The organism is Brevundimonas aurantiaca, assembly GCF_904830995.1.
Taxonomy (GTDB): Bacteria; Pseudomonadota; Alphaproteobacteria; order Caulobacterales; family Caulobacteraceae; genus Brevundimonas; species Brevundimonas aurantiaca.
On record NZ_CAJGVD010000001.1, the window covers coordinates 1,770,514 to 1,797,477 of the forward strand.

At 67.5% G+C, this 26,964-nt stretch carries 23 protein-coding genes; 3 read left to right on the forward strand and 20 right to left on the reverse strand.

Going from position 1 to position 26,964, the window contains the following annotated elements:
- Positions 1-165: 165 nt before the first annotated feature.
- The 6 genes from recA to JMT67_RS16245 all read right to left on the reverse strand — a co-directional run bounded on the left by recA (position 166) and on the right by JMT67_RS16245 (position 6,125).
- Positions 166-1,245, reverse strand: a complete 1,080-nt coding sequence (gene recA, locus JMT67_RS08800) for a recombinase RecA (RefSeq protein WP_054764091.1) — start codon at positions 1,243-1,245, stop codon at positions 166-168.
- A gap of 167 nt (positions 1,246-1,412) precedes the next feature.
- On the reverse strand, positions 1,413-3,317 hold the full coding sequence (locus tag JMT67_RS08805; RefSeq protein ID WP_201463255.1) for a M20/M25/M40 family metallo-hydrolase: 1,905 nt from the start codon (positions 3,315-3,317) through the stop codon (positions 1,413-1,415).
- Between the two features lie 80 nt (positions 3,318-3,397).
- Positions 3,398-4,366 carry a right-handed parallel beta-helix repeat-containing protein gene (locus tag JMT67_RS08810; protein WP_201463256.1) on the reverse strand — a complete coding sequence of 323 codons (969 nt, stop codon included), beginning with the start codon at positions 4,364-4,366 and terminating at the stop codon, positions 3,398-3,400.
- Position 4,367: 1 nt separating this feature from the next.
- Positions 4,368-5,189 (reverse strand): phosphatase PAP2 family protein, encoded by an 822-nt coding sequence (locus JMT67_RS08815; protein ID WP_183218094.1) that lies wholly within the window; start codon positions 5,187-5,189, stop codon positions 4,368-4,370.
- Positions 5,186-5,701 carry a hypothetical protein gene (locus JMT67_RS08820; RefSeq protein ID WP_201463257.1) on the reverse strand — a complete coding sequence of 172 codons (516 nt, stop codon included), beginning with the start codon at positions 5,699-5,701 and terminating at the stop codon, positions 5,186-5,188. Before JMT67_RS08820 ends, JMT67_RS08815 begins: the two co-directional genes overlap by 4 nt.
- Positions 5,702-5,771: 70 nt before the next feature.
- On the reverse strand, positions 5,772-6,125 hold the full coding sequence (locus JMT67_RS16245; RefSeq protein ID WP_233455842.1) for a ribonuclease: 354 nt from the start codon (positions 6,123-6,125) through the stop codon (positions 5,772-5,774).
- Positions 6,126-6,264: 139 nt separating this feature from the next.
- Here JMT67_RS16245 and JMT67_RS08830 point away from each other — a divergent pair, with 139 nt between their 5' ends.
- The gene (locus tag JMT67_RS08830) at positions 6,265-7,257 is read left to right on the forward strand and encodes an LLM class flavin-dependent oxidoreductase (protein ID WP_201463258.1); all 993 of its coding nucleotides are present in this window, start codon (positions 6,265-6,267) and stop codon (positions 7,255-7,257) included.
- A gap of 18 nt (positions 7,258-7,275) precedes the next feature.
- Here the strand turns inward: JMT67_RS08830 and pheT are convergent, their stop codons facing one another.
- Genes pheT through JMT67_RS08850 form a run of 4 tightly spaced genes read right to left on the reverse strand, consistent with a single transcriptional unit; the run spans position 7,276 to position 12,226 of the window.
- A complete protein-coding gene (gene pheT / locus JMT67_RS08835; protein WP_201463259.1) occupies positions 7,276-9,729 on the reverse strand; it encodes a phenylalanine--tRNA ligase subunit beta in 2,454 nt (817 codons plus the stop codon).
- On the reverse strand, positions 9,726-10,118 hold the full coding sequence (locus JMT67_RS08840; RefSeq protein WP_224761097.1) for a hypothetical protein: 393 nt from the start codon (positions 10,116-10,118) through the stop codon (positions 9,726-9,728). The genes pheT and JMT67_RS08840 overlap by 4 nt, the downstream gene beginning before the upstream one ends.
- A gap of 3 nt (positions 10,119-10,121) precedes the next feature.
- Positions 10,122-11,198, reverse strand: a complete 1,077-nt coding sequence (gene pheS, locus JMT67_RS08845; protein WP_201463260.1) for a phenylalanine--tRNA ligase subunit alpha — start codon at positions 11,196-11,198, stop codon at positions 10,122-10,124.
- 41 nt (positions 11,199-11,239) lie between these two features.
- A complete protein-coding gene (locus tag JMT67_RS08850; protein WP_201463261.1) occupies positions 11,240-12,226 on the reverse strand; it encodes a polysaccharide deacetylase family protein in 987 nt (328 codons plus the stop codon).
- A 158-nt stretch (positions 12,227-12,384) separates the two neighbouring features.
- Here JMT67_RS08850 and JMT67_RS08855 point away from each other — a divergent pair, with 158 nt between their 5' ends.
- Positions 12,385-14,004 carry an ATP-binding protein gene (locus JMT67_RS08855; protein WP_201463262.1) on the forward strand — a complete coding sequence of 540 codons (1,620 nt, stop codon included), beginning with the start codon at positions 12,385-12,387 and terminating at the stop codon, positions 14,002-14,004.
- Between the two features lie 69 nt (positions 14,005-14,073).
- Here the strand turns inward: JMT67_RS08855 and rplT are convergent, their stop codons facing one another.
- The 6 genes from rplT to JMT67_RS08885 all read right to left on the reverse strand — a co-directional run bounded on the left by rplT (position 14,074) and on the right by JMT67_RS08885 (position 20,041).
- A complete protein-coding gene (rplT, locus tag JMT67_RS08860; RefSeq protein WP_054764100.1) occupies positions 14,074-14,427 on the reverse strand; it encodes a 50S ribosomal protein L20 in 354 nt (117 codons plus the stop codon).
- A gap of 54 nt (positions 14,428-14,481) precedes the next feature.
- On the reverse strand, positions 14,482-14,679 hold the full coding sequence (gene rpmI, locus JMT67_RS08865; protein WP_054766748.1) for a 50S ribosomal protein L35: 198 nt from the start codon (positions 14,677-14,679) through the stop codon (positions 14,482-14,484).
- Positions 14,680-14,865: 186 nt separating this feature from the next.
- Positions 14,866-16,131, reverse strand: a complete 1,266-nt coding sequence (locus tag JMT67_RS08870) for an MFS transporter (protein ID WP_407645726.1) — start codon at positions 16,129-16,131, stop codon at positions 14,866-14,868.
- A gap of 85 nt (positions 16,132-16,216) precedes the next feature.
- On the reverse strand, positions 16,217-18,178 hold the full coding sequence (locus JMT67_RS08875) for an alpha/beta hydrolase family protein (RefSeq protein ID WP_201463263.1): 1,962 nt from the start codon (positions 18,176-18,178) through the stop codon (positions 16,217-16,219).
- A 253-nt stretch (positions 18,179-18,431) separates the two neighbouring features.
- A complete protein-coding gene (infC, locus tag JMT67_RS08880) occupies positions 18,432-18,953 on the reverse strand; it encodes a translation initiation factor IF-3 (RefSeq protein WP_039244129.1) in 522 nt (173 codons plus the stop codon).
- Between the two features lie 125 nt (positions 18,954-19,078).
- Positions 19,079-20,041, reverse strand: coding sequence for a glycosyltransferase family 9 protein (locus tag JMT67_RS08885; RefSeq protein ID WP_054764103.1), 963 nt, complete (start codon positions 20,039-20,041; stop codon positions 19,079-19,081).
- 198 nt (positions 20,042-20,239) lie between these two features.
- On the opposite strand from JMT67_RS08885, the gene JMT67_RS08890 reads away from it, so the two are divergent.
- The gene (locus JMT67_RS08890; protein WP_201463264.1) at positions 20,240-20,980 is read left to right on the forward strand and encodes an alpha/beta fold hydrolase; all 741 of its coding nucleotides are present in this window, start codon (positions 20,240-20,242) and stop codon (positions 20,978-20,980) included.
- Between the two features lie 136 nt (positions 20,981-21,116).
- Here the strand turns inward: JMT67_RS08890 and aguB are convergent, their stop codons facing one another.
- From aguB to JMT67_RS08910, 4 genes are all read right to left on the reverse strand, one after another.
- Positions 21,117-22,016, reverse strand: coding sequence for an N-carbamoylputrescine amidase (gene aguB / locus JMT67_RS08895; protein WP_201463265.1), 900 nt, complete (start codon positions 22,014-22,016; stop codon positions 21,117-21,119).
- Positions 22,013-22,408, reverse strand: coding sequence for a four helix bundle protein (locus JMT67_RS08900; protein ID WP_201463266.1), 396 nt, complete (start codon positions 22,406-22,408; stop codon positions 22,013-22,015). Before JMT67_RS08900 ends, aguB begins: the two co-directional genes overlap by 4 nt.
- A complete protein-coding gene (locus tag JMT67_RS08905; RefSeq protein WP_201463267.1) occupies positions 22,405-23,412 on the reverse strand; it encodes an agmatine deiminase family protein in 1,008 nt (335 codons plus the stop codon). Before JMT67_RS08905 ends, JMT67_RS08900 begins: the two co-directional genes overlap by 4 nt.
- Before the next feature lie 175 nt (positions 23,413-23,587).
- Positions 23,588-26,938, reverse strand: a complete 3,351-nt coding sequence (locus JMT67_RS08910; protein ID WP_201463268.1) for a TonB-dependent receptor — start codon at positions 26,936-26,938, stop codon at positions 23,588-23,590.
- Positions 26,939-26,964: the final 26 nt, after the last annotated feature.

The following is a 26,964-nucleotide window of genomic DNA, read 5'->3' on the forward strand; positions in this document are numbered from 1 at the left end:
GCGCCGCTGGGTTCCGGGTCTTCGGGCCAAGCGGCCCTTCGCCCGGGATGACGAAAGAAAAAAAGACCCGCCCGACACGAGGTCGGACGGGTCGCTCCGCCGCCCCTCGCGGGGTCGGTGGCGGGTCGCTTGGGGCGACGGAGTATCCTTAAGGTCCGGAGAGGCTCAGCCTTCCAGATCCTGGCCTTCGTCGGGCTCGGGCGTGCCCAGCAGTTCATCGGCGATCTTGTTGGTCGAGGCGCGCACCGCCTTTTCGATCGAGGCGGCGATGTCGGGGTTCTGTTTCAGGAATTCGCGCACATTCTCGCGGCCCTGACCGATCCGGGTCGAGTCATAGCTGAACCAGCTGCCCGACTTCTCGATCACCCCGGCCTTGACGCCCAGGTCGATCACCTCGCCCAGTTTGGAGATGCCCTCGCCGTACATGATGTCGAAGATGACCTCGCGGAACGGCGGGGCGACCTTGTTCTTGACCACCTTGACCCGGGTGGTGTTGCCGACCACCTCGTCGCGGTTCTTGATCGCACCGGTGCGGCGGATGTCCAGGCGCACCGAGGCGTAGAATTTCAGCGCATTGCCGCCCGTCGTCGTCTCAGGGCTGCCGTACATGACCCCGATCTTGTGGCGGATCTGGTTGATGAACAGGACGATGCATTTGGACTTGGAGATCGAGGCCGTCAGCTTGCGAAGCGCCTGGCTCATCAGACGGGCCTGAAGGCCGGGCAGGCTGTCGCCCATCTCGCCCTCGATTTCCGCGCGCGGCGTCAGGGCCGCGACCGAATCGACCACCACGATGTCCACAGCGCCCGAGCGCACCAGGGTGTCCACGATCTCCAGCGCCTGTTCCCCGGCGTCGGGCTGGGACACCAAGAGATCGTCCAGGTTCACGCCCAGCTTCTGAGCGTAGACCGGATCCAGGGCGTGTTCGGCGTCGACGAAGGCGGCGACCCCGCCCTTCTTCTGCACCTCGGCCACCGTGTGCAGGGCCAGGGTGGTCTTGCCGGAGGATTCCGGGCCGAACACCTCGATCACCCGCCCGACCGGCAGGCCGCCGATGCCGAGCGCCATGTCCAAGCCCAGCGAGCCGGTCGAGACGCTTTCGATCTCGGCCACCACGCCGGCCTTGCCCAGTTTCATCACCGAGCCCTTGCCGAAGGCGCGATCGATCTGGGCGATCGCCGCCTCGAGAGCCCGTTGTTTTTCGCCGTCTTCCTTACCCACCAGTTTCAAAGCCGCCTGTGCCATTGCCTTCGTCTCCCTTGCCATGATTCCCGTCAGAAGCTTGGGAGAGACCCGCCATGGACCCGCCCCCGTTTGGTGAGGCCGACTATGTGCACGGTTTGTTCCAGTTCACAAGATGTTCTCATCAGAGACCGACGAATCTCTTCGAGTCTACGTCCGTTTCTGACGCATCACTCGGCGACGACGTCCACAGCCGAAGCCGGTTCGGCATGGCGCGCAGCGAGGGACAGGCCGCAGCCCAGGATCAGCACGGCCGTCGACAGGCCCGCGAGGGTGTGACTCCAAGAGCTGGGCGTTCCGGAGGCTTCCCCCCGCATCGGCGCCAGGGGCCGGACCAGGACGAGGATCAGCAGGGCGATCAGGGCCAGGGCCCAGGCCTGGCTCATGCCCACGCCCAGGAAGATGAAATGGCCCAGGCCGAACAGCCAGCCGCCGACCAGGACCGTGACCACGGCCGCCGTCGCCAGGGCCGCCCACCGCTCCAGCCGGGCGCCGATCAGGGCGGCCAGAGCCGCCGCGAAGGCCGCCGCCAGGCCGGTCCAGACGAACAGCAGGGCCGCCTCGGGGGCGATCGCCTGAACCAGGCCGCCCAGAACCAGCACCAGGACGATCGCGCCCAGCCAGCCGCCCCAGACCGTCTCGTCCTCGCCGTCCGGCCAGAGGCTTAGGGCGACGCCGACCACGGCGGCGCCGAGCACCAGATAATCGACCCCGCCCAGGACCGTCGCCAGAACGGCCGCCGCCGCGACCACCCAGGCCAGCAACCGCCGCCCGATCAGGGCCCGCCCGGCCGTCAAGGCCAGCAGGACCGCCAGCACGGCCAGACCAGCCCCCGCCTCCATCCAAGGCAGGCGACGCAGCATCATGTAATAGGTCTCGGCGGAGTCGATTCGCTCGCCGATCGGCCCCGCCAGGACCCGCGCCGCCTGGGCCGCCACCATGCCGACGCTCAGCAGCCACAGGCCGCCGGTGAAGCCCTTCACCCCCTGTCTCCAGGTCAGGCCGGTCGCATGACGCGCGCCCCAGGCGGCGAAGGCCGTGAGCCCAAGGGCCAGAGCCAGCAGGCCCCAGCCCGTCTCAGGCCCATGGCGCAGAAGCCCCAGGCCGAAGACGTCGGAATAGACCGAGTTCCGCGTCGTCTGGGGCAGGGTCGGCGCGCGCAACAGGGCGTCGGCCGTCTCCAGCGCCTGGGCGCCGATATGCTGGACGCTGCCCTGGTCGAGAGCGTCCGGCGTCGAACCGGGCGAGTGGTACTGAGCCGGGCGGCCGAGGAAGGCCAGATTGATCCCCGCCAGTCCCCGGTCGGCGGCGATGGTGAAGTCGGTGCCGTTGGGCATCAGCCGATAGACGAAGACGGCGAGCGCATTGCTGGACGGCCCGCCCTCGGCCCGCCGCGCCGCCCGGGCGTACAGATCGACCGTCTGGGCGTTTCCGGGGCCGGTCTCGAACATCAGGGCCCGACCGCCGCCGCCCCGCGCCTCCAGGTTCACCACCGCCCCGACCCGGTCGCGCAGCGGATGTTCGCTGAAGAAGGCGCGCGCCCCGTCCAGGTTCAGCTCCTCGGCGTCGGTCAGGAGGACGATCAGTCCGCGATCGGCCGGTCCCCGCGCCTTGATCGCCCGCACGGCTTCCAGAACGGCGGCCACCCCGCTGGCGTCGTCGGCCGCCCCCGGCGACCCCGGCACGCTGTCGTAATGGGCCATCAACACCACCAGAGGCAGGCGCGGGTTCCGGCCGGGCAGGACGCCGACCAGATTGACGGCAGAGACCCCTTCGGTGGAAAGGCCGTTCCGCTCCATCCGCCGCACGGCCGCCGGAGACAGGGCGCCGGCCTGAAACCTTGGCGACAGGCCCAGTTCCGCCATCCGGCCATAGAGATAGGCCTGGACCAGGGCGTGGTCGGTCGAGCCGACCGGCCGGGGCGCCCGCGCCATCAGCCGCACGTCCTGCATCGCCCTTTCGGCGGAAAAAGCGGCGGCCGGCGCGCTCGCCGGCTGGGGTCGAGGGGTCTGGGTGGTGAGCACGGCCAGACCCAGGGCCGCCGTCAGAGCCGCCAAAAACAAGACCAGCCGCATGCGATCCATCCCCCGAAGTCTCTAGCGGCACTAAGGACCGAGGCCGTGGCGTTTCGCAAGAGCGAGACGTCAGCGCCCCGTCAGCGTCCTGTCCGGTTCCGCTCGACCCGGTTGCCGACCGCCCCATCGCCGTCGTCGGCGCTGGAACCGAAGGGATAGCCCGCGTCGTCGGCGCAATAGCGCCGGTTTCCCTGGCGCGCGCCGACCACCACCGTGCGAGGTCGCAGCCAGCCGGCGCCCGAGAAGATATTGTCCGTGATCTGATTATAGGACGGCGTCTGGTGTCGGATCACCCCGTCCTCGCCGCAGTTGCGGTACAGAAAGATCCCGCCCCGACCGCCCAGGGCGAACCGGTTGCCGATGATGCGATTGGCGCCTGACCCGTCCACGGCGATCATTTCGCGCCCGGTGCGCAGGACGAAGTCGTTGTCCTGGATCAGGGCGCCCGCGCTTTCGGCGTCCAGATAGACGGCGGTGGAGACCGAACGGCCGGTGAAGCGCGATTCCCGGACGGTCGTCCGCGTCACCCCTGGTCCGACATAGAGGGGAATGGTCCCTGTCGCCTGAAACCGCACCTGCTCCAGCACGGTCTCGGACGGAGCCGCCGCCTGGGCTGCGGTCGTGTGGTCCGGGCGGCGGGACGAGGCCAGAAGATCCCGCATCGACCCGCCCGCCCCCATGCCCCAGATGCGGATGTTGCCGACGACGGTGCAGTGGCGCACCACCGCGCCGATCGGCCGGCTCCACCCCTGCGGTGTCTGGCGCGACCAGACGGCGACGGTGGGGGATTGGGCGGTCGCCTGACCCGGCTGGCGGATCGTCCCGCCGCCGCAGTCCAGACCGGCGCCTGAGGCTTCCGCCCCCTCGATCAGGACCGGACGGGACACGTTCGCCCCCGCCAGGACGGCGCGACACAGCAGCCGATAGGGGCGGTCGGAGGGGGGAGTCAGGGCGCGCACCTCCTGCGGCGTGCACGGTCTGGCGGCGGGGCGGGCGGCGGGACGGTCGTCGATCGGCGCCAGCAAGGACAGCAGCAGGAGGCCGACCATTTCAGTCAGCGGCCGTCGCCGCCAGGGCGGCCCGTTCGGCGGCGCATCCCGGATTGGTCAGGCCGGCGGCGCGGCGCGCCTCCAGCTCTCGCCGCGCCGCCTCCGCCTCGGCCTGGAAGGCCGGCGCGGCGATGATCTGTAAGGCGACGGCCCGCCCGAGGGCCGCGCCCGCCGCGACGTCGCTGGGAGAGTTCATCGCGCAAACCATTCGGCTGACGCCGATCTGACGTCCGATGCGGCGCACCGCGCTCGCATGATCCGGCTCCAGCGCGGCCAAGACCTCGGCATAGGCCGCGCCTGCCGCCGCGCCCAGGGACGGATAGGCGGCGCTGTCGCGCATCGCCGGCGTCAGCCGTTCGCAGGCCGGGCGGTCAGGATCGTTCGACACAGGCCGGGCGCGACGCGCGCGGGCCGCGACCTGTTCGGACACGGTCCGCACATCGTGAAACGCCTTGGCCGCCATCCGATCCAGCGTCTGTGTTTCTGCATCGCCTCCCAGCCGCAGCCCCAGGGCGCAGTCGAAATGTTGCAGGGCCAGGGGCGGACGAACCTCGGCGTGGGCGGTGGCCAGCAGCCACCGATCCGACTGTTCCAAGGCCCGGAACCGGTCCGACTGGTCGCGGTCTTGGCGGTCGGCGGCCGAGCCCGCATCGGGAGCGGACGGCGCGGCCTCAGCCAATCGCGCCAAGGCCTCGGGCGACAGATAGCCGCTGTCGGCCAGGACGAAGACCGGCGCGGGGGACGGCCGCCCCCCGCCCGCACAGGCCGACAGGACAAAGGCTGTCGTCAGAACCGCCGCGAAGGAAGCGGCGAACGGCTTCACCGCCCTTCGCTCCAGCTCAGCTGCACGGAGGTCTCTCCGCCTTCGCCGGGGGCGGCGACGACGTGGATATTGGTCGCACCCGCCGGGCCGCCGGCGGCGCCATAGGCGCGGGCGTCGCCCTGGTTCATCCCCATGACCGACGAAAGCCCGGCCTGTTCGGCCCGTTCACGATAAAAGGCCACCACCTCGTCGGGACTGGCGGAGGTGCGGAAGGTGACCAGGCCGCCGTCTCCGTCGGGTCCGGTCGCCGTCGTCCCCGGCTGATCCAAGACCGCGCCGGGATAAAGGGCGGCGTAGTCGGGCGCCCCCGGGGCGGCGGGCTCAACGCCGCCGCTTGAGGCGGGGGCGGCGGTTTCGGCGTCGGGCGCGACCGCAGTACCGACCGCCGCGGCCGGCGGCGCTTCAGTCGCTGCAGGAGCGGCGCGGCCTTGGGCCGTCTGGGCCTCCTCTCGGCCGCAAGCGGCGAGCGTCAATATCAGAAAGGCGGCCGAGGCCGCCGAAAGGCGTATCATCGGGGAATCGTCCCTTGGACCCGTGGTCGAGGCGGCACCGTGGCCTAAGGATGCGGCGCCAGCAAGGCGTTCAGTCGCCGCCGCGCCCGCCCTCGACCGGATCGCCCGCCTCGCCGGTGAAACGGCGGCCGGACTCCGCGACGGCGTTCGGCTCCGCGTTCGACGGCGACTGGGGGTCGGCCTCCGCCCGCCCTTCGGCCGCCAGGGCCTTGTTGATGACTGCTGAATCCGGATCCTCGTCCGAACCGCTCGCCGAGCCGCCGCGCAGCGAACCCGCCCGCGTGTCCGATCCCGAATCCGATCCGTCCAGCGCCTCGATCAGAGCGTCGCCCATCTGACCCAGATCGGGCTTTTCGCCGACGTCCTGGGCCTCGCGCGCCTCGCGGCCCTCGATCTGGGGCTCCACAGCCTTGTCTTCGCTCACGGCGCCGTCTCCTGTTCTTTTCAGAGTCCCCGCTCAAAGCCCTTTGACGCAGTTCGGGTTCCCGGCGGGTCCGCAGACGCCCCGCCCCCGCAAACGCTCCGCCCCTTGAACCGCGACCGAGGCTGCCGATCTAAGCTCCATGATCCCCTTTTCCGTTCTCGATCTCTCTCCCATCGTCGAAGGGGGCGACGCCCGTCGCGCCTTCGACGAGACCCTGGCCCTGGCCCAGGCGGCCGATCGGCTGGGCTATCAGCGGTTCTGGCTGGCCGAGCATCACAACATGCCGGGCATAGCCTCCGCCGCGACCGCGATCGTCATCGGTCACGTCGCGGCGGGCACCGAGCGGATCCGGGTCGGTTCGGGCGGGGTCATGTTGCCCAATCACGCGCCCCTGGTGGTCGCCGAACAGTTCGGCACTCTGGAGACCCTCTATCCCGGCCGTATCGACCTGGGCCTGGGTCGGGCGCCCGGAACCGACGGGGCCACGGCGCGCGCCCTGCGCCGCTATTTCGAGGGGGCGGACCATTTTCCGCGCGACGTGGTCGAACTGATCCAGTGGTTCGAGCCGGCCGCCGAGAACCAGCCGGTCCGGGCCGTGCCGGGCGCGGGGCTGCGCGTGCCGATCTGGCTCCTGGGCTCCAGCCTGTTCAGCGCTCAGCTGGCGGGGCAGCTGGGCCTGCCCTACGCCTTCGCCAGCCATTTTGCGCCGGAACTTCTTCTGGAGGCCCTGGCCCTCTATCGCCGCAACTTCACCCCGTCCGACCGGCTTGCCGCCCCCCACGCCATGGCCGTGCTGAACGTCTTCGCCGCCGAGACGGACGCGGAGGGCGTGCGCCTGGCCACCTCGATGCAGCAGAGTTTCGCCCGGCTTTCCACCGGCAAGCCCGGACGCCTGCCGCCGCCGGTCGATGACATCGCCGCCGTTCTGACCCCGCAGCAGATCGAGAGCGCGCGCAGCCGCCTGACCTATTCCGCCGTCGGCGGGCCAGAGACCGTCCAGAAGCAGCTGTCGGACTTCATCGCCCTGACCCAGGTGGACGAGCTGATGATCACCGGCATGATGTTCGACAAGGCCGCGCGAATCCGCAGTCTGGAGATCGTAGCCGAGGCGCGCGAACGCCAGGCGGCCTGATCTTCGGACCGCAGGACGTCAGGCGCGCAGCCTGCCGCCCTGTTTCTCGACCGCCGCCACCACCTTGGCGGTCAGGGCCTCGATCTCGGCCTCGGCCAGGGTGGCCTCGCGCGGCTGGATCACGACCTCCAGGGCGACGGACTTGAAGCCCTCGTCCACCCCCTTGCCGCGATAGACGTCGAACACCCGGACGTCGGCGATCAGGGCCTTGTCGGCGCCGGCTGCCGCCCGGATCAGATCGCCGACCGGCTTGGCCTCCTCGACCACGAAGGCGAAATCGCGGGTCAGGGGCATGAAGGCCGACAGGTCGGCGGTTCCCCGCGCCTTGCCCGACCCATTCTTGCCTTTCTGGCCGCGCGGCTCGGGCACGGCGTCCAGCACGATTTCGAAGGCCAGCATGGGCGCATCGGCGTCCAGCGCCTTCAGCACGCGCGGATGCAGCTCGCCGAACTCGACCATCACATTCTTGGGCCCCAGCTGCAGGCGGGCCGAACGGCCGGGGTGCCACCAGTCGCGATTCTGGCCCTGGACCAGCTGCAGCGAGGCGACCGGGGCGCCGATCTCCTCCAGCACGGCGGTCAGATCGGCCTTCAGGGCGAACAGGGCGTCTTCTCCGGCGCCGGCCCAGTGGCGAGCGGCGTGGGGCGCGACCAAGCCCGCGACGACGGTGCGCTGATCACCAGGATCGTCGCCCAGATAGATGGGGCCGATCTCGAACAGGGCGGCGTCGGCGAAGCCGCGCGCGGCGTTCCTCGCCGCCGCCTGGATCAGGTTCGGCAGGGCCGACGGGCGCATACAGTCCAGATCGGCCGCAATGGGGTTCTCCAGCACCAGCCGTTCGTCCCCGCCGCCGAACAGGGCGGCGGTCGATTGTTTGGTGAAGGACCAGGTGACGGCCTCGGCATAGCCAAGAGCGGCAAGCGCCCGGCGCGCCGTGCGGACGCGGGCCTGGCGGGGGCTCAGCACCCCGCCGGCGGGGCGGGCGACCTCGGGCAGGGGCGTGTCGGGCAGGCGGTCGAAGCCCTCGATCCGCGCCACCTCTTCCACCAGATCCGCCCGGCCCTCGACGTCGCGCCGCCACGACGGCGGGGTGACGATCCAGGGTTCGGCCTGACCGGCCGGGGCGGCCTGAACCAGGAAGCCGAGCTGGCCCAGGATGGTCCCGATCCGATCCGTCGGCAGATCCATGCCGCTGAGCCGCTTCACATAGGCGGGGTCGAAGGCGAAGGGCGCCGGCCCAGCCGGGGGCTCGCCGACGAAGACGATCTCGGACGGCTCGCCGCCGCACAGGTCCAGGATCAGGCGGGTGGCCAGCTCCAGCCCCGGCGTGACCGAGACCGGATCGACGCCGCGCGCGAACCGATACTGGGCGTCGGAATGGATGCCGAGCGCGCGGCCCGTCTGGGCGATGACCAGAGGGTCGAACCAGGCGCTTTCCAGGAAGACGTCGGTAGTGTCGTCGTCGCAGCCGGTGCTTTCGCCGCCCATGACCCCGCCCAGGCCGATGGGGCGCTCGCCCCCGGCGTCGGCGATGACGCAGTCGGCGGCGGAGACCGCATAGGTCTTGCCGTCCAGGGCGATCAGATGCTCGGGCTCGCCGCCCTCGATATGGGCTGTCCCGGCCGAAACCTGTCCGCCCCGCACCACGATCTCGGTCCCAGACAGCTTGGCCAGGTCATAGACGTGCAGCGGGCGGGCGCGGTCGTAGGCGATCAGATTGGTCACATCGACCAGGCGGTTGATCGGGCGCAGGCCGATGGCGGTCAGGCGTTTCTGCAGCCAAGCCGGCGACGGGCCGTTCTTGACGCCCCGGATCACCCGACCGGCGAAGACCGGGCACATCTCGGGCGCGTCCAGCCGCACGCTGATCGGCGACGGGAAGCCCCCGCGCACCACGGCGATGTCGAAATGCTTCAGCTTGCCGACGCCGGCGGCGGCCAGATCGCGCGCGATCCCCGCCACGCCCAGCCAGTCGGGCCGGTTCGGCGTGACCTCGAAGTCGATGACGGGCTCGGCGCCGAACAGGCCGGCGACCGGGGTTCCCACCGGGATCTCCGGCGGCAGTTCCTGGATGCCGTCGCTTTCGTCGGCCAGCTCAAGCTCCGAGGCCGAGCACAGCATGCCGTTGGACACCACGCCGCGCACCGGCTTCTCGACCAGGGTGACGCCAAGACCCGGCACATAGGCGCCGATGGGGGCGTAGATGGTGGTCAGGCCCGCCCGCGCGTTCGGGGCGCCGCAGACGATCTCCTTCATCCCGTCCACCGTCTCGACCTGACAGACCTGCAGCCGGTCGGCGTTGGGGTGGCGTTCGGCCGAAATGATCCGGGCCACGGTGAAGGGCGCCAGCTTGGCGGCGGGGTCGAGCACCTCCTCGACCTCCAGCCCGGCCATGGTCATGGCCTCGGCGATCTGATGGACATCGGCCTCGGTTTCGAGGTGATCCTTGAGCCAGGACAGGGTGAACTTCATGCCGGAACCCCGCCCAGAACCTGCTGGATATTGGTCAGAAACTCCGGCGCCCCGGTGAAGCCGACGCGCAGGAAGCGGCAGTTGACGAAGCTGCAGTCCTGGAAGGCGACCGTGCCGGTGACCTTTTCAGGGCCGACCGGCTGAAGCAGCAGATTACGCGGGTCGCCCATGGCGTCGCCCATGTTGCAGCCGTCGAAGCTGCACCCGCCCACGGCCAGCAGCACAGCCGGCCCTTCCAGAAAGCAGTCGCGGAAGGTCTTGCCGGCGATCATCGCCTCGCCGCGCTGCGCGGCCTCAATGACCAGCTGCGGCAGCCAGATATGGACGCCCTCATAGGCGGGACCGGCCCCGATCAGGGGCAGTTTCAGCGTGTCGTCTTCGATCTTCATGATTCAGCTCAGGCCCGAAGCCGGATTGGGGGCCGCGAAGGCCGAAAAGCCGTAGTGCGCCAGCCAGCGCGTGTCGGCCTCGAACATGGGGCGCAGATCCGGCACGCCGTATTTCAGCATGGCCAGCCGATCCACCCCCATGCCGAAGGCGAATCCCTGACATTCGTCCGGGTCGATGCCGCAGTTCTTCAGCACATTGGGATGCACCATGCCGCAGCCCAGGATCTCCAGCCAGTCGTCGCCCGTGTTGAACACCAGCTTCCCGCCCGAGCGGTCGCAGCGGATGTCCATCTCCGCCGAGGGCTCGGTGAAGGGGAAGTGGTGCGGACGGAAGCGCGCCTGAACCGCGTCCAGCTCGAAGAAGCGGGCGATGAAGGTCTGAAGCGTGGTCTTCAGATGGCCCATATGGATGTCCCGGTCGATCACCAGACCTTCGATCTGGTGGAACATCGGCGTGTGGGTGGCGTCCGAATCCTTGCGGAAGGTGCGGCCCGGCGCGACGATGCGGATCGGCGGCTTTTGCGACATCATGGTGCGGACCTGCACCGGGCTGGTGTGGGTCCGCAGCACCTTGCGCTCGCCTGTCTCGGGATCGGGCTTCAGGAAGAAGGTGTCGTGCATCTCCCGCGCCGGATGTTTCGGCGGGAAGTTCAGGGCGGTGAAGTTGTGGAAGTCGTCCTCGATGTCCGGGCCTTCCGCGACCGCAAAGCCCATCTCGGCGAACAGGGCGATCATCTCGTCCATCACCTGCATGGTGGGGTGCACCCCGCCCTTGCGACGCGGACGGGCCGGCAGGGTCAGGTCGACCCGCTCGGCCTGGAGCCGGGCGTCCAGTTCGGCCGCCTCCAGTTCGGCCTTCCTGGCCGTGATGGCGGCGGCGACGCGGTCGCGCAGGCCGTTGATCATCGGCCCCTGTTCGCGGCGTTCGTCGGGGCTCAGGGCGCCCATCCCCTTCAGCAGGCCGGAAACGGAGCCGGACTTGCCCAGGGCGGCGACGCGCACCTCCTCCAGGGCGGCGACGCTCTCTGCGCCGCCGATGGCGTTGATCAGGTCGAGTTCGAGTGTGGCGAGATCGGTCATTTGGCCCGTGCCTTAGCGGGCCGGAGCCGTTTCGTCACCCTTCAAGGCGCGGTTTGCGCCCCGGCGATGGCCTGAAGTTCCGACGCCGGCGCCTTGTTGGCCGCGACGATCCAAGCGGGCGGTTCGGGCTCCCCGCGAATGGCTTCGCCGTCGGTGACCTTCCAGCGGTGCAGCCACGAGATTCCATTGGCGCGGACATAGGTGTCAGCGTGCTGATAGATCGGGTCCGACAGGGCCTCCTCCAGGGGCACGAACCGATAGCCGCGCGCCAGATAGAGGGCGTGGATCTGCGGATAATAGGCCTGGTTCAGGCTGTTGGCGTGCAGCAGCAGGACCTGGGCCGGCTCGCGCCCGCCGGTCAGTTCGGCGCTGTAGGGTTCATAGAAGTCGAGCACCCGGGTCATATGGGCCACATAGGCCTCGCCGATCCGCCGCTTCAGCGCCGCGTCGCCCAACTGCTCGGCCTTGCGATAGACGTCGGCGAACATCCAGTCGTTGTTGTCGATGGTGACCGGCGCGACCGTATAGCCGCGCTTGGCCAGGCCGGCGGCGATGGCGTCATGCTTTTCCTGAGTCTCGCCGGTGAAGAGATAGGGGTGGCGGAACCAGCGCAGGGTCCGCCCGTGCGCCTGAAGCGCGGCCCGTGTCGTCGCAGCGCCGGCGTCCACATCGGCCAGATAGGCTTCCGCCGTCGTCTGGTGGATATTGATATGGCTGAAGCTGTGATTGCCCAGGTCGAGCCCGGCGTCCAGCCACAGGTTCAGAACCGTCGGCAGGGTCGAGGCCCGCGTCGCTTCGCACACCCGGCCGTCGTTGACGAAGGCCGTCCCATGGGTATCCAGCGGCTTGAGCATGGCCAGGAAATCCGTCGTCAACCGCATCAGCTGCGCCTGGTCGCACAGGGCCGCCGCCGGCCCCTGATAGGGCAGGTCGTCAAAGGTCACGGCCACCTTCCGATCCTGGGCGAGGGCCGGGCTGCCGAGACCAGCGACCAGGGCGAGGATCAGGCTGAAGAGGCGGCGCGTCATACTCAAAGCCTAACGCCTGTCGCCGCACGCGCAACCCCGGCTTATTTCATCAGTTTACGGAATAAATGTCGGAAAGACGCCGCGAAAGGTTCATCCACGGCAAAGCTGATATTAAAGATCGACCGCTAAGCCCGCTGATGTGGACATTGGGGGGCCGAATGCCGCTGATTGGTGACTTTGTCGAATTGATCGCGCCGGTCGCCCCGTCCACCCTGGGCGCCGAGGTGTTCGACCGTTTCCAGCGAGAACCCAACACCCTGGCGATCGCGGTGGTGGGCCAGGACGGACGGCCCTTGGGGCTGATTGAGCGCAACGCCTTCACCCTGCGGATGGCGGCGGAGTACGGCCGCGCCCTCTACGCCCGCAAGCCGGCGGCGAGTTTGATGGACCGCAACGCCCCGGTGGCCGAGGCTTCGACCAGTGCGGAGTTCTTTTTCCAGGCCTATGGGGCGGCCGAACTGGGCGCTCTCTTGGGCGGCTTCATCGTTGTGGCCGATGGCCGCTACCTGGGGGTCGGCACCGCCCTGCAGATCGTCCAGGCCGGCGCCGCCCTGCACCGCCAAAGGGCCGAGGAGATGGGCGCCCTGGCCCGCGATCTGGCCGCCGCCGAGGCCGAGGCCGTCGCCTCCAGCCGCGCCAAATCGGAATTCCTGGCCGTGATGAGCCATGAAATCCGCACCCCTCTGAACGGCGTCCTGGGTGTCGCGGCCCTGATGGAGAAGAAGCTCGAGCAGGAAGAGCTGCGGCCTTACGTCCGTACCGTCATCGATTCCGGCCAGAGCCTGCTGCGGCTGTTGACCGACGCCCTGGACATGTCTCGCGCCTCGGCCGGAATGCTGACCCTGGAGGAGGAGCCGCTGAACCTGTCGGCCGTGGCCTTCGACATCGACGCCCTGTGGCGCGCGCGCGCCGAGGAGAAGGCGCTGAGCCTGACGGTCCGCACCGAGTTCGAGGCCGGCCCCTGGGTCAGGGCGGACGGCATGCGCATCAAACAATTGCTGAACAATCTGGTCGGCAACGCCCTGAAGTTCACCCAGAGCGGCGGTGTGATCGTCACCCTGTCCAGCCACTTGACCCCTGACGGGGTCAGAGTCGAGCTGACGGTGGACGACAGCGGTCCCGGCGTGCCTGAAGCGGCGGCGGCGACCATTTTCGAACCCTTCAACACCGGCAAGGCGGGGCGCGAAGGCGCGGGCGCCGGCCTGGGCCTGGCCATCTGCCGCCAGATCGCCGAACGGATGGACGGCGGCATCGGCCTCAGCGTCTCGCCCCAGGGCGGGGCGCGCTTCCATGTCGTCCTGCCCCTGACCGCCTGCGCGGCCGAAGAGGCCGCCGCCGCCGCTCCGATGGCAGAGCCCATCCCGCACGAGACCCTGCATGTCCTCGTGGTCGACGACAACGCCGCCAACCGTTTCGTCGCCGCCAAGCTGCTGGAGATGTTCAACTGCACGGTCGAACTGGCCGAGAACGGACAGGAGGCGCTGGACGCCGTCAGCAACCGCCCCTTCGACCTGGCTTTGATGGACATCAAGATGCCGGTCATGGATGGGATCGCGGCGACCCGCGCCATCCGCGCCCTGCCCGGACCGGCCGCCCGCCTGCCCATCCTGGCCCTGACGGCCAACGCCGACGAGCGCGACGAGCTGGACTATGTCGCCGCCGGCATGAACGGGGTGGCGCAGAAGCCGATTCAACCCGACGCCCTGTTGAACGCCATTCGCCTGGTCCTGGCCGAAGCCGAAGCAGAGACCCCGGCGGCCGAGAGGGCCGCAGCCTGATCCCTGAAACGAAGAACGCCCGCCCCGGCGAACCGGAGCGGGCGTTGATCCTTGTCGCGAAAACCCGGCTTAGGCCAGGGCGGCGCGGACCTTGTCGGCGATCGCCTTGAAGCCGGTCGGATCGGCGGCGATGGCGGCCAGAACCTTGCGGTCCAGCTCGACGCCGGCCTTGTTCAGGCCGTTGATGAACTGGCTGTAGGTGAAGCCTTCGATACGGGCGGCCGCGTTGATGCGCTGGATCCACAGGGCGCGGAAGTTGCGCTTCTTGGCGCGGCGGTCGCGATAGGCATATTGCCCGGCGCGGTCGACGGCGGCCTTGGCCGTACGGATCGTATTCTTGCGGCGGCCGGAGAAGCCCTTGGCCTGCTCCAGAACCTTCTTGTGCTTGGCGTGCGAAGTTACGCCACGTTTCACGCGAGCCATGTCGCTATTCCTTCAAATTCTTTGGGTTGGATCAGTTCGTACAGCGCGCGCCGATCAGGCGTACGGCATGTAGGACTTGATCTTCTTGGCGTCGGCGTCGGACATGGTCTCGGTGCCGCGGTTCTGGCGGATGTATTTCGAGTTGTGGCTGATCAAGCGGTGACGCTTGCCCGCAACCCCGGCCTTCACCTTGCCAGTGGCCGTGAATTTGAAGCGCTTCTTGGCGCCCGACTTCGTCTTCAGTTTCGGCATTTCAGTCTCCATATTGGAGGGGCGACCGTCCTTCGGACTGTTTGAGCCCGTCGGGGGAGGTGTCTCTCCAGAGTTATGAACCGCCCAGGCATGCCTGTTCGCCCGGCGGTTCGGTACGCGAAGGCGCGGCTTCTACGCGAAGACCGAGGCCAGCGCAAGATGAGTCAGGCCGGGGCTTTCACGCCGTCATCGACCTTGCGAATGACCCGCCCCGCATTCAGCGCCATCACCGCCGCCGGAACGGTCAAGAGCGCCGATCAGGAAGGGCCAGTCATGCCCCAGGCCGGAGAACAGGCCCCCAGCGACCATGGGGCCGAAGATGCGCGCCACCGAGCTGGAGGCCATGTTGAGCCCCAGCATGGCCCCCTGCCGATCCGGCGGCGAGGCCCGGCTGATCATGGCCGAGATATTGGGCATGGCCAGGGACATGCCGCAGGCGCCCACGGCCATGATGATCGGAACGACCCATCCCTGCACCACCGGCAGGGACAGGCCGCCCAGCTCCAGCCGGGCCGCCGGGAACCACTCGACCGGCGCCAGCACCTGAAGCACCAGCGAGGCCCCGAACAGCAGCATGCCGGTCGCCAGCACCCGCGCCTCGCCGAACCGGCGCGCCAGCCGCCCTGCCAGGAAGCCCTGATTCAGGACCGAAATCACGCCCACGATCATGAAGCTGAGCCCCACCTCCCGCGCGCCCCAGGCGTAGCGGCTTTCGGACCACAGGCCGAAGACGCTCTCCATGGCCGAGAAGCCGGCCATATAGATCAGGGTGACGACCAGAACCCGCGACACCACCGGATTGGTCCGCGCGTCCTTCAACCCCGCCAGGAAGGCCGGACGCGCCGCCGTGGGATCGGCCTTGGCCCGGCTTTCGCGCAGAAAGACCATCACTCCGATGGCCGCCAGGGCCGCCAGGGCTGCGGCCAGGAAAATCGGCAACTGATAGCCCAGCCGCCCCAGCTGCGGCTGGGTCAGCAGTCCGCCCAGCCCCGGCCCGACGATGAAGCCCAGGCCGAAGGCCGCGCCGATCAGCCCCATCCGCCCCGCCCGCTGTTCCGGCGGGGTGACGTCGGCCACATAGCCCTGGACCGTCGAAATATTGCCCGCCCCCAGGCCGGTGAACAGCCTGACCGCGACGGCCAGCCAGATATTGGGCACGAAGGCCAGCATCAGATAGCCCAGCGCATTGGCCACAAGCGTCGCCAGCAGCACAGGTTTTCTCCCCACCCGATCCGACAGCCGCCCCCAGAAGGGTTCGGCGAAGAACTGGCCCAGGGAATAGGCCGAGAACATCAGGGTGATCTGCCAGGCCTCGGCCTTCAGGCTCTGGGCGAAGAAGGGCAGCAGCGGCACCACCAGGCCGAACCCGACCAGATTGATGAAGACCACCGCGAACAGCACCGCCAGGGCGGGCGCGCGGACGGCGGGAGGCGAAGACGGCGTCTGGCTCATGGTCAAGCCTTAGCGCGGCGCTCGCCTTTGGAGAAGCGGACGGCCGCCACCCTGGTGCGACGGGCGAAGGAAGATGAACCGCTTGCTAGTTCGGGGGATTGTTCTCTTCGAGAAAGCGGATCGTCGCCTCCAGCATCTGCAGCCGCGTCTCGGCCTGTGACAGCGAATGATCTTCTCCGTCCAGAGCGATCAGCTCCACCGGCTTGCCGGCACGGCGCAGGGCGTCGGCCATGATCGTGCTCTGTTCGTAAGGCACCACCGTGTCCCGCCGACCGTGGATCAACAGGATAGGCGCATCCACCCTGTCCGCTTGGCGCGCCGGAGAACGCTCATCGAGGGTCCGATCGCCGGAACCTGCGCCCCCCATGAAACGGTTCCAATAGCGGATGATCGGATTGCGAGATTCGGCCCCTGACCCGGACAAGCGCGTCTCGCTGGTCAGCATGGCGCGAAGGTCGGAAACGCCCGCCACGGAGACAGCGCACCGATACACCCCCGGATCCAAGGCCGGCCCGGCAAGAGCGGCATAACCACCATAGCTGGCGCCGACGATGCAAACCTTTTCGGGATCGATAATTCCACGCCCGGCGAGGAAGCGCACCCCGTCGGAAAGGTCCGTCTGCATTTTCCGCCCCCACTCGCCGTAGCCCGCCTCCAAAAAGGCCTGCCCCAGACCGTCCGATCCGCGGAAGTTGGGTTGCAAAACCGCGTACCCACGCGCCGCCATCGCCTGTGCCCACCAGTCAAAACCTAGGTAATCACGCGACTGCGGACCGCCGTGTGGAAACACTATGAGCGGCAGACCGCGCGCATCCTTCCCCGGCGGCAGGGTGAGGTAGGCCGGGATCTCCAGTCCATCTGATGCGGAATATCGAATCGCCTGCTGGAAGGCGATCTGATCGCCACGGATGTCCGGATAGGCGCGCCCGACGACGCTGACGCTTCGAGCCGCCGCGTCGTAGATGTAATAGGTTCCCGCGTCACCGACTTCTCCGGCGCCCTCGCTGTAAAAAACAAACTTGGTGTAATCCGAATTGTAGGAAACGACCGTTAATTGCCGAGCCGGCAAGCCTCGGTGCATCAGATCGAAAGCGGCCTCGAGTTTAGGCTCGAAGAAGACCCACTGGCTGCTGTCGCCGCCCGCCCCGATGGCTAGCAAACGTCCCGTGCGGTCATAGATGGCTTGGTCCGCCGCTGCAGGCAGATCGGTTCTTCGCCTTCTGGAGCCGTCGGCTAAACCCAACTCCAGCAGAACATTTTCGCCGTCTTCCAGCGCGCTCACCATGACGGTGTCGCCTTGCGGTCCGAAGCCCCACACGTTTGGCCCGTCCAACAGATCGGTCCTACGATAGATTTCTCGCCACCCTGAGCCTTGAGGCACGCTCAGGCGAATGCGGCCCGTCTCGGGATCGCTGGCGATGCGCAGCTTCACCTCGCCGTCGGCGCCTAGCAAATAGCCTCGCGTGTCGCGTAGTCCTGATGAGGACAGGACGCCGCGCCCCGTATCCAAGTCGATGCGATATATGTCGGGTGTCCAAGCGTTGCGCTCGGTGGTCATCGCCTGAACGTATAGAACCGGTCGCCCGCCTCGCTCGCCGCGCCAATAGTCATAGACGGCGTTGACCACGGCCCGATCCGCACTGCGCAAAGCGCGAGCGACTCGCTTTGTCCGGACATTGACGATGTCCAACTGAGGCAACAGAGATTCGCCGATGGTCAGCTGACTTTCGAACACCAAGGACCTGATGAGGACGTGATCTGGCGACGCCCACGACACGCCTACCGGCCTCCGATCACTAACGTCGATGGCGGCGAGAACCTCCCCATTCACCGTCTGTACAATCACTTCGCTGGCGCCGCCCTGACGCCGCAGATAAGCGAGCGTCGAACCGTCATCGGAAAGACTGACCCTGCTTATGGCTGGGAGAGCGGCATAAGCGGCGATCGATGGAGCAGGTGGATGCTGGGCGTGCGCAGCTCCTCCGGCCAGCAGAACGACCATCGAGAAAGCGGCTGCAAGACCGCTGCGAAAAGCTGAAAAATTCAACGACGCCCCCCAGCAAACTACCGGTTGTTCTCGCACCTGTCTTTCCCCCACTCAAGAGGCATTCGGCTTGCGGCGGGGCGAACCCCCTGTGGAGACGCCTCGGCGATAAGAACGACTGGCCGGGTCCAGGCGACCCTCGACAGGGGCAGGCCTTAAGAGGGACCGGCACATCAAGGCTAAGACGCGCCGAACTCACAGCAAGAAGCCCCGGCCGTCTCCAGCCGGGGCTTCTCAATCTGCGGAAATGGCCCCCTCAGCGCGGGGCCAGGATCATGATCATCTGGCGGCCTTCCATCTTGGGCGCGAACTCGACCTTGGCGATTTCGTCGAAATCGGCCTGGACCTTGTTCAGCAGCTTCATGCCCAGTTCGGGGTGGGCCATTTCACGACCGCGGAAGCGCAGGGTGACCTTCACCTTGTCGCCCTCGTCGAAGAAGCGGTGCATGGCCTTGGCCTTCACCTCATAATCGTGGGTGTCGATGTTGGGACGGAGCTTGATCTCCTTCAGTTCGACGACCTTCTGGCGCTTGCGCTGCTCGGCCTTCTTCTTCTGTTCCTGGAAACGGTGCTTGCCGTAGTCGAGGATCTTGGCCACCGGCGGCTCGGAGGTGGAGACGATCTCGACCAGATCCAGCCCGGCTTCCTCGGCGGCTTCCAGAGCGGCGGAGGTGGGCATGACGCCCTGCTTTTCCCCGTTCTGGTCGATGAGCAGAACGCGAGGGGCGCGGATATCCTGGTTCATACGCGGCCCGTCTTTCACGGGTGGCGCTTGCATGGGACGGCGAATGGGCGTCGTTTCCTTATGTGGTCAAAGAAGGCGTGTGTCGTGATGAGCGAACGGGCGCGGCTGTGGCCACGGTCCCCTCTCGCCCGGCAATATGCGTCAGGAAGCCCTATTTTTCAAGGCTCGGCGGGCGCTCCGGCGATATAGGCGTCGTGCAGGGCCAGTACGGCCTCGAAGACGTGATCGACCGTCAGGTCCTCGATCGGGGCGAACTGGCCGCGCGTTTCGTTCGAGGCGGCGGTGCGCGTCTTGGCCCCCCAGGGCCCGTACAACCACCATTCCGTGGGCCCGAACAGGCCCAGGGTCGGGCGCCCCAGCGCGGCCGAGACGTGCATCAGGCCCGAGTCATTGCCGACGAACAGATCGGCCCGGTCGATGGCGGCGGCCGAGGCTAGTATGTCGCCCTTGCCGACGAAGTCGATCCCCCGCAGCCCCGCCGCCTCCAGGGCCGGGGTCGCCGGCGGCCGGTCGCCCGGTCCGCCCACGGGCATGAAGCGCCAGCCGTCGAAACGGGGCTCGGCCTTCAGCTTCTCGACCAGGGCGCCCCAGCGGTCGGCGGGCCAGCTCTTGCCCGGCTGGTGGGCGATGGGGGCGAGCGCAATGATCGGTCCGGGACCGGCGCCGCCGGCCAGCTGCGGATCGATGACGGCGGCGGCCTCGGCCCGCGCCTGGTCGTCCAGGAAGATTTCGGGATCGAGCGGCGTCTGCGACCCCATCAGGCGCGACACCATCTCGACCTTGCGCAGGCCGGTCTCCCAGGATCGGTTGTAGACGATGCGCCGTTTCGCCGGGATCAGATAGGCCAGGGCCGAACCGCGAATGTCGATCACCAGGTCCCAGCGCGTACCGACGACCTGTTTCCAAAGATCGACCCAGTGACCGGCCATCTTCTTCTTGTCGAGCACGAGGGTCCGGACCACGCCCGGCGCCGAGCGGAAGAAGGGGGCGGGCGGCCGACCGCAGGCGACGGTGATCTGCGCCCCCGGAACCTGACGCGCGATCTCTCGGATCACGCCCGAGGAAATCACGCAGTCGCCGATGCGGTTGGAGGTGACGAACAGGACCTGGGGTGCGGACAAACGACTGACCTTTCACACCGTCATCCTCGGGCTTGACCCGAGGATCGGGTGCGCCGCGAAAGACTGCGGATGGAGTGGCGACTGTCGCCGCCTTCAGCCGTCCGTGTGCGTCACGCCCGATCCTCGGGTCAAGCCCGAGGATGACGAAGACGCGAACAGGAGGATGACGCCCATACAAAGTCGCGGCACAAGAGCCCCATGAACGATCTTCAACACCTGTCCCGCCCCGATGGCGAAACGCTCGCCTTCAAACGGATCAACGGCTCCGGTCCCACCGTCGTTTGGATCGGCGGCTTCCGTTCGGACATGGAGGGGACCAAGGCCCTCGCCCTGGACGCCGCCGCGCGCGACCGCGGTTGGAGCTTCATCCGCTACGACCATTTCGCCCACGGCCAGTCGTCCGGCGACTGGCGCCGGGCCACCATCGGTCGCTGGCGCGAGGATGCGATCGCCCTGATCGACAGCCTGTCGGGCCCGGTCATCCCGGTCGGCTCGTCGATGGGCGGCTGGGTCTCGCTGCTGGCGGCCTTGGCGCGGCCACAGCGGATCAAGGGTCTGGTCCTGATCAATCCGGCCCAGGACTTTACCGAACGGCTGATGTGGCCAGGCCTGGCCGACCACGAGCGCCAGGCCATAGTGCGCGAGGGCGAAACCCTGATCGTCGAGGAGGGCCTAGGCGAATATGTCCTGACCCGTCGCATGTTCGAGGAGGCGCGCGACTGGCTGCTGCTGGACGGCGTCATCGACATCGCCGCCCCGGTCCATATCCTGCAAGGCCGGGCCGACGACGTGGTGCCCTGGCGTCATCAGGTCGAACTGATCGAGCGGCTGACGGGCGGCGACGTCCGCCTGGACCTGATCGACGGCGGCGACCACCGGCTGTCGTCGCCGGCGGACCTGACCCGGCTGGTCGAGGCGGTGGAGGGGATGCGGGGCTGATCGACCCAACTCCTCCGTCACCCTCGGGCTTGACCCGAGGGCCGGACCATCCGGCGCTCTGCGCCAGAGGCGACGCACCGCCCGCCCCACATCCGATCCTCGGGTCAAGCCCGAGGATGACGGAATCAGGGACCGCCTACTTCGCGCCCGTCAGCGCGCCATACAGATCCGTCCGCCGATCGCGGAAGAAGCCCCAGGCCGCGCGGTACTGGTCCAGTTCGTCCAGGTCGAAGCGGTGCACCAGCACCCCCTCCTCCTCGGCGCCCAGGCTCTCGACCAGCGTTCCCTGCTGATCGGCGATGAAGGAATGGCCGTAGAAGGTCTGGCCGACCTCGGTCACCGTCTCATGGCCGATGCGATTGGCCCCGACCACCGGCACGGCGTTGGACACGGCGTGGCCCTGCATGGCCCGACGCCACGGCTCGGCCGTGTGCAGGCTGGCGTCGTGCGGCTCGGTGCCGATGGCGGTCGGATACATCAGCACGTCGGCGCCCATCAGCATCATGGCCCGCGCGGCCTCGGGGAACCACTGGTCCCAGCAGATGCCGACCCCGACCTTGCCGAATCGCGTCTTCCAGACCTTGAAGCCCGTATCGCCCGGCCGGAAGTAATATTTCTCCTGATAGCCGGGGCCGTCGGGGATATGGCTCTTGCGATAGACGCCCAGGGCCTCGCCGTCGGCGTCCAGCATGACCAGCGAATTGTAGTATTGCGGCCCGTCCTTTTCGAAGATCGAGACCGGGATGGCCACGCCCAGCTCCCTGGCCACCGGCGACAGGGCCGTGACGCACGGATGCTCGCGCCACTCATAGGCCTGGGCGAACCAGTGCTCCTCCTGCGACACGCAGAAATACGGCCCCTGGAACAGTTCCGAAGGCAGGATCACCTGCGCGCCCTTGCCCGCCGCCTCGCGCACGAAGTCGATGGTCTTGTCGATATTGGCCTGCATGTCCTCGCCGTAGGAGGTCTGGATGCCGGCGACGGTGATGGTTCTGGAAGTGGCGAGTGGCGAGTGGCGAGTGGCGAGGGAAGTCATTTCGTGCGCTCCTCGAGTTTGGAGATGAGGCCGGAAAGCATCCGACTGATTTCGTCGGCGGGTTCGAGCAGCCGCGTCAGGGCGGCTTCATCGAGGTAGGTCAGGCGTTGGGCGATGATCAGTTGGGTCTCCACCTCCGCCAGAGAGCCTCGGGCGATGGAGAGGAAACGCAGAAACTCAGGCGTGGAGCGCCGGGCGCAACCTTCGGCGATGTTGGAAGGCACAGACACGGCAGCCCGCCTGACCTGGCTGATCAGTCCGAAGCGTTCATCCGGGGGCCATTCGCAGGTCGCCGCATAGACGAGCTCGACCCAGGTCAGCGCCTTCTGCCAGACCAGCAGGTCGCGATAGTGACGAACCTCGCCACTCGCCACTCGCCACTCGCCACTCATTCCGGCTCCTGCTGGGAGATGCAGTGGAACGAACCGCCGCCCGTCAGGATGGCGTTCGACGGCAGGGGGATGATCTCTCGATCGGGGAAGGCCTCCTTCAACGCCTGACAGGCCATGTCGGCCGCGCGATCGTCGCCATAGGTCGGCACCACTACCGCCCCATTGGCGATCAGGAAGTTCATATGGCTGGCCGGGACCGGGCGCTCGTCCTCGTCCAGCACCAGGCCCGGCGACGGGATCCTCAGTACACGGATCTTGCGGCCGGCAGCGTCGGTCAGGACCGACAGATCGCGGGCCACGGCGTCATAGACCTCGGCATTGGGATCGTTACGCCCCCAGGCGATCGGGCAGGCCACGACGCCCGGTGCGACGAAACGCGCCAGATTGTCGACATGGCCGTCGGTGTGATCGTTCAGCAGGCCGTCGCCCAGCCAGAGCACTTTTTTCGCCCCGACGGCGGCTTCCAGAGCGGCGGTCGCCACCGCCTCGTCCTGGTTCCAGGCCGGGTTGCGGTTCGGGTTCAGCAGGCACTGGCGCGTGGTCAGGACCGTGCCCTCCCCGTCATGATCCAGCGACCCGCCCTCCATGACGAAGTCGTTCCAGCTCAGGGTCGCGCCGGAATGGACGCCGATCTGTTCGGCCACCGTCTCGTCGCCCGGCATCACATATTTCTCGCCCCAGCCGTTGAAGCGGAAGGCGGCGGCCGTCTTCGATCCCGCCCAGAACAGAGGACCGGTGTCGCGCAGCCAGACGTCGCCGAACACGCCCGCCACCACCTCGACGTTCGCGCCGTCGGCGAAACGCGCCCGCACGCCCTCCGCCAGCTCCGGCGCCCCGACCATCAGCTTCACCCGTTCGCGCCCCGGCCCGGCCAGGGCCCGCACCAGAGCCTCGACCTCGTCCTGGGCCTGTTCGAAGGGTTCGAACCAGTATTCGGCATGGCTGGGCCAGCCCACCCAGATGGCGCGGTGCGGAGCCCATTCGGCGGGGAGAGGAGCGGTCATGGGCGGGCGAGAGTCCTGTCAGGGTTCGAAGGCGACGGGCGGGCGACCCGCGAGCCGCGCCATATGGCCTCAATGGCCCCCGACTTCAACGGCGCCGGACGCCCAGGGGCCGCCCCCAAAGAAAAAGGGCGGCCCGCGAACGGACCGCCCTTCGTCAGCACATTGCTCGCTTCACTCAGAACGAGATGCGGGCGCCGAACTTAATCTGCCAGGTCGAGGCCGGCAGTTGGGCGTTCGGGCGCTTAGCCTCACCACCGAGCGGCGTTCCGGCAGCGCCTGCGCTTTGCAGCGAGGAGTACTGGTACACTGCATTGGGGGCGGCGCAGGAGGAGGCGACGCCGGCCGTCTGGCAGTTCAGCACAACCGTACCGACGCCGCGATAGAACGGATACTGCTCCAGAACGCCCCACTTCTCGTTGAGCAGGTTCCCGAAGTTCTCGATGTCCATGTACAGCTTCAGCTTGCCGGTCGGCAGAACCGGAACCGGGATTTCCTGCGACAGGCGCAGGTCCACCGTGGTGACGGCGCCGGTGCGGAAGGCGTTCCGCGGCGCAATCGAGCCGGCGTACTTGATCAGACCCGTGTTGTTCAGGAAGGCGTTGAAGTCCGTCAGATTAAAGCCCGACGCATAGGTGATGCGGGGATCGCTCGTGGCGGTGACGACGCCGTTGCCGTCGGTCTGGGGCACGTAGAAGAGCTGGTTCGACGTACCCAGGGCGCCGGAGTACGACTGCGGAACGGCGTTGCCGAAATCGTTGTCGTAGTTGCCCGTGCGACTGCTGTGATAAACGTAGGAGAAGGGCAGGCCCGAGCGGCGTTGGGCGAAGACGTTGATGGACGTTTCGTTGTCGCCGAAGAAGGCGCGGGTGTAGTTCGCGTTGACCGTGAACTTGTGACGGATTTCGTAGTCCGACGTCGCCAGCACCGGGTTGTTGTGATCAGCCGAAGCGAAGCGGACATAGGACGAGTCCGGCTGCGAGCTGGTCATCGGATTGCCGTCTTCCGATTCCGTGTAGGTGTAGGTGCTGCGGACGTCCAGACCTTCGAACACACCGTCGCGCCACGTCTTCTGACCCGTCAGAGCGACCGAGGTCGAGGATCCGCCGTCCTTCAGATTATCCAGCAGCAGATCGAAGACCACCGGGCCAGTCGGGTGGGTATAGACCGGACGACCGTCCGGCGCTGAACCCGAGCGGGTTGCGAGCAGATCGCGGTAATAGAGGGCGTTCTCGAAATCCGTACGGATGACGTCCGCCTGCAGACGGAAGTCTTCGATCAGCGGCAGGCGGAAATCGCGGGCGACCGTCAGGTTGTACTTCCAGGCGCTGGGGATTTCGAAGTTCGGATCCAGCGCCACCACGCTGCCGTTGCCGGGCGTGAAGGTGCAGTTCGCGCCGGTGGGAACGACGGAGAGATCCGTCACGCCCCGAATGGCGCCGGTGCAGACCGCATTGGTGATCCGCGCGCCGTCGTTGCCGAAGGGGTTGCCGATCTGGACGTTGGTGCCGATGGCCGAGAAGCGACCGACGCCGCCCGAGATCGACCAGTCGCTGGGCGTCCAGTTGAAGCCCAGGCGCGGCATCAGCAGGTCACGACCGTCCAGATTGGCGGTGTTGTCGAAACCGTTGCGGGTGCGGAAGTTGGTGTTCAGCACCGGACGGTCGTCCATGGCGAACCAGTCGTAGCGCAGGCCGTAATTCAGGCGAAGCGTGTCGCTGATCTGCCAAGTGTCTTCGGCGTACAGCGAGTTCACGTCGTAACCGAATTCGACAGCCCCGTCGCGCGCAGTGCCGAACCGAGCGGGAACGGTGCCGCCGGTCGGGTTGACCGCGCCGCGAATGATCAGGCCAGAAGCGTTACCGGCCAGGAAGTCGGCATAGCTGTTGAACGTCCACTGACCCAGCGACTGCGACACGAAGACGTTGGTGAAGTCGCGCGTTTCAATCCGCGCGCCGGCCATGAAGTCGTGCGAACCCCAGCTATAGCGGCCGATCAGTTCGGCGTTCTTCACTTCACTGTACAGATAGTTGTCGTGACGGAAGTTGTCGGCGCCGAACTGGATTTGCGGCGTGCCCGAGCCGGCTTGAACACCCGCCAGATCGGAAACGTTGACCGTGACTTGGCCGACAGTCAGTCCGCCGACAGGCAGCTGGGTGGTTTCAGTTTCCTTGTAGCCGACCCGCAGTTCGGTCGAGAAGGCGTCCGTCCACTGCGAGTTCAACTGAGCGTTCCAGGTCGTGAGGCGCTCATCCTTGACATACTGGCTGGATTCCAGCGCCAACCGCGGCTGCGTGGTCGAGCCGCCGTTAATGAAGGCCGACGTGGTCGAACCGTTGAACGAGGTGCCGGTCGTCTCTTGGAAGGTCACGGCCAAGCGATGGTTGGCGTTGATGTTCCAGTCGATCTTGGCAAGGTACTTTTCGTCCTGGACGGGGGGGGCCACATTGACGAACGAACCCGTCTCATAGCCGTAGCGCGTCTTGGCGCCTTGCCGGAAGGTTTCGACGGCCGAAGTGGTGATGCGCGGAATCGGATTTGCGAAGCCGGCGTCGACCGGACCTTCGTTCAGCGAGAACTGCGACTCAAACTTTTCGTAAGACGCGAAGAAGAACAGGGTGTCGCGGATGATCGGACCGCCCAGGGTGGCGCCCCAGGTCTTTTCGTCGAAGACGCGGTTATAGTCTTGGCGGGCGCGGAAACCGTTGCCGCGCGGGCCGTAACCCCAGTACCGGTCGCCCAGCAGGCTGTCGTCCGACTTCTCATAGAAGGCCGAGCCCGAGAAGGTGTTGGTGCCGGACTTGGTGACGGCGTTGATCGAACCGCCGACAAAGCCGTTGTTGATGACGCTGAAGGGCGCCACCGAAACGTTCAAAGCCTGAATGGCGTCGATGGAGATCGGCGACCGTTGGGTGGGATAGCCGTTGCCGTTCAAGCCGAACTCGTCGTTCTGGCGAATGCCGTCGACGGTGAACTGGTTCTGGCGCGTATTGGTGCCGGCGAACGACAGGGCGTCTTCGTTCGAGGGGTCAAGCGTCACAAACGGATCGAGGCGCGCGATGTCCTTCGGATCACGGCTGATCGAGGCGGCGGCGGCGATGTCGCCCGCGCCGTAGTTCGAGCCGGTGCCGTAGCCGAAGTCGTTGGAGAAGCGCTGGCCGGTCACCGTAATGGCTTCCAGCTCGGCGGCGGCCTGATTGACGATCACGTCGCCGTTGACGGCGTCGCCCACACCGATGCTGTCCAGCTGAACGCCGCCTTCACCGGCCGCGCTTGACACCGTCACCGTGTATGGTCCGCCGGCGCGCAGACCCCGCGCGCTGTAGAAGCCCGACGAGTCCGACATGGTGGTGACGGTCGTGCCGGTGGGCTCGTGAACGATGGTCACCGAGCCGACCACGGCCGCGCCGGAGCCGTCCAGGATGCGGCCGCGGATGGCGCCGGTCGTCTCTTGAGCAAAGACGGCCGTCGAGGCCGACATCATGATGGCGGCGGCCGAAACGCCATACGCCAATTTACGGAAGGTCATTCGCTATCCCCAGCTGGTGGACCAAA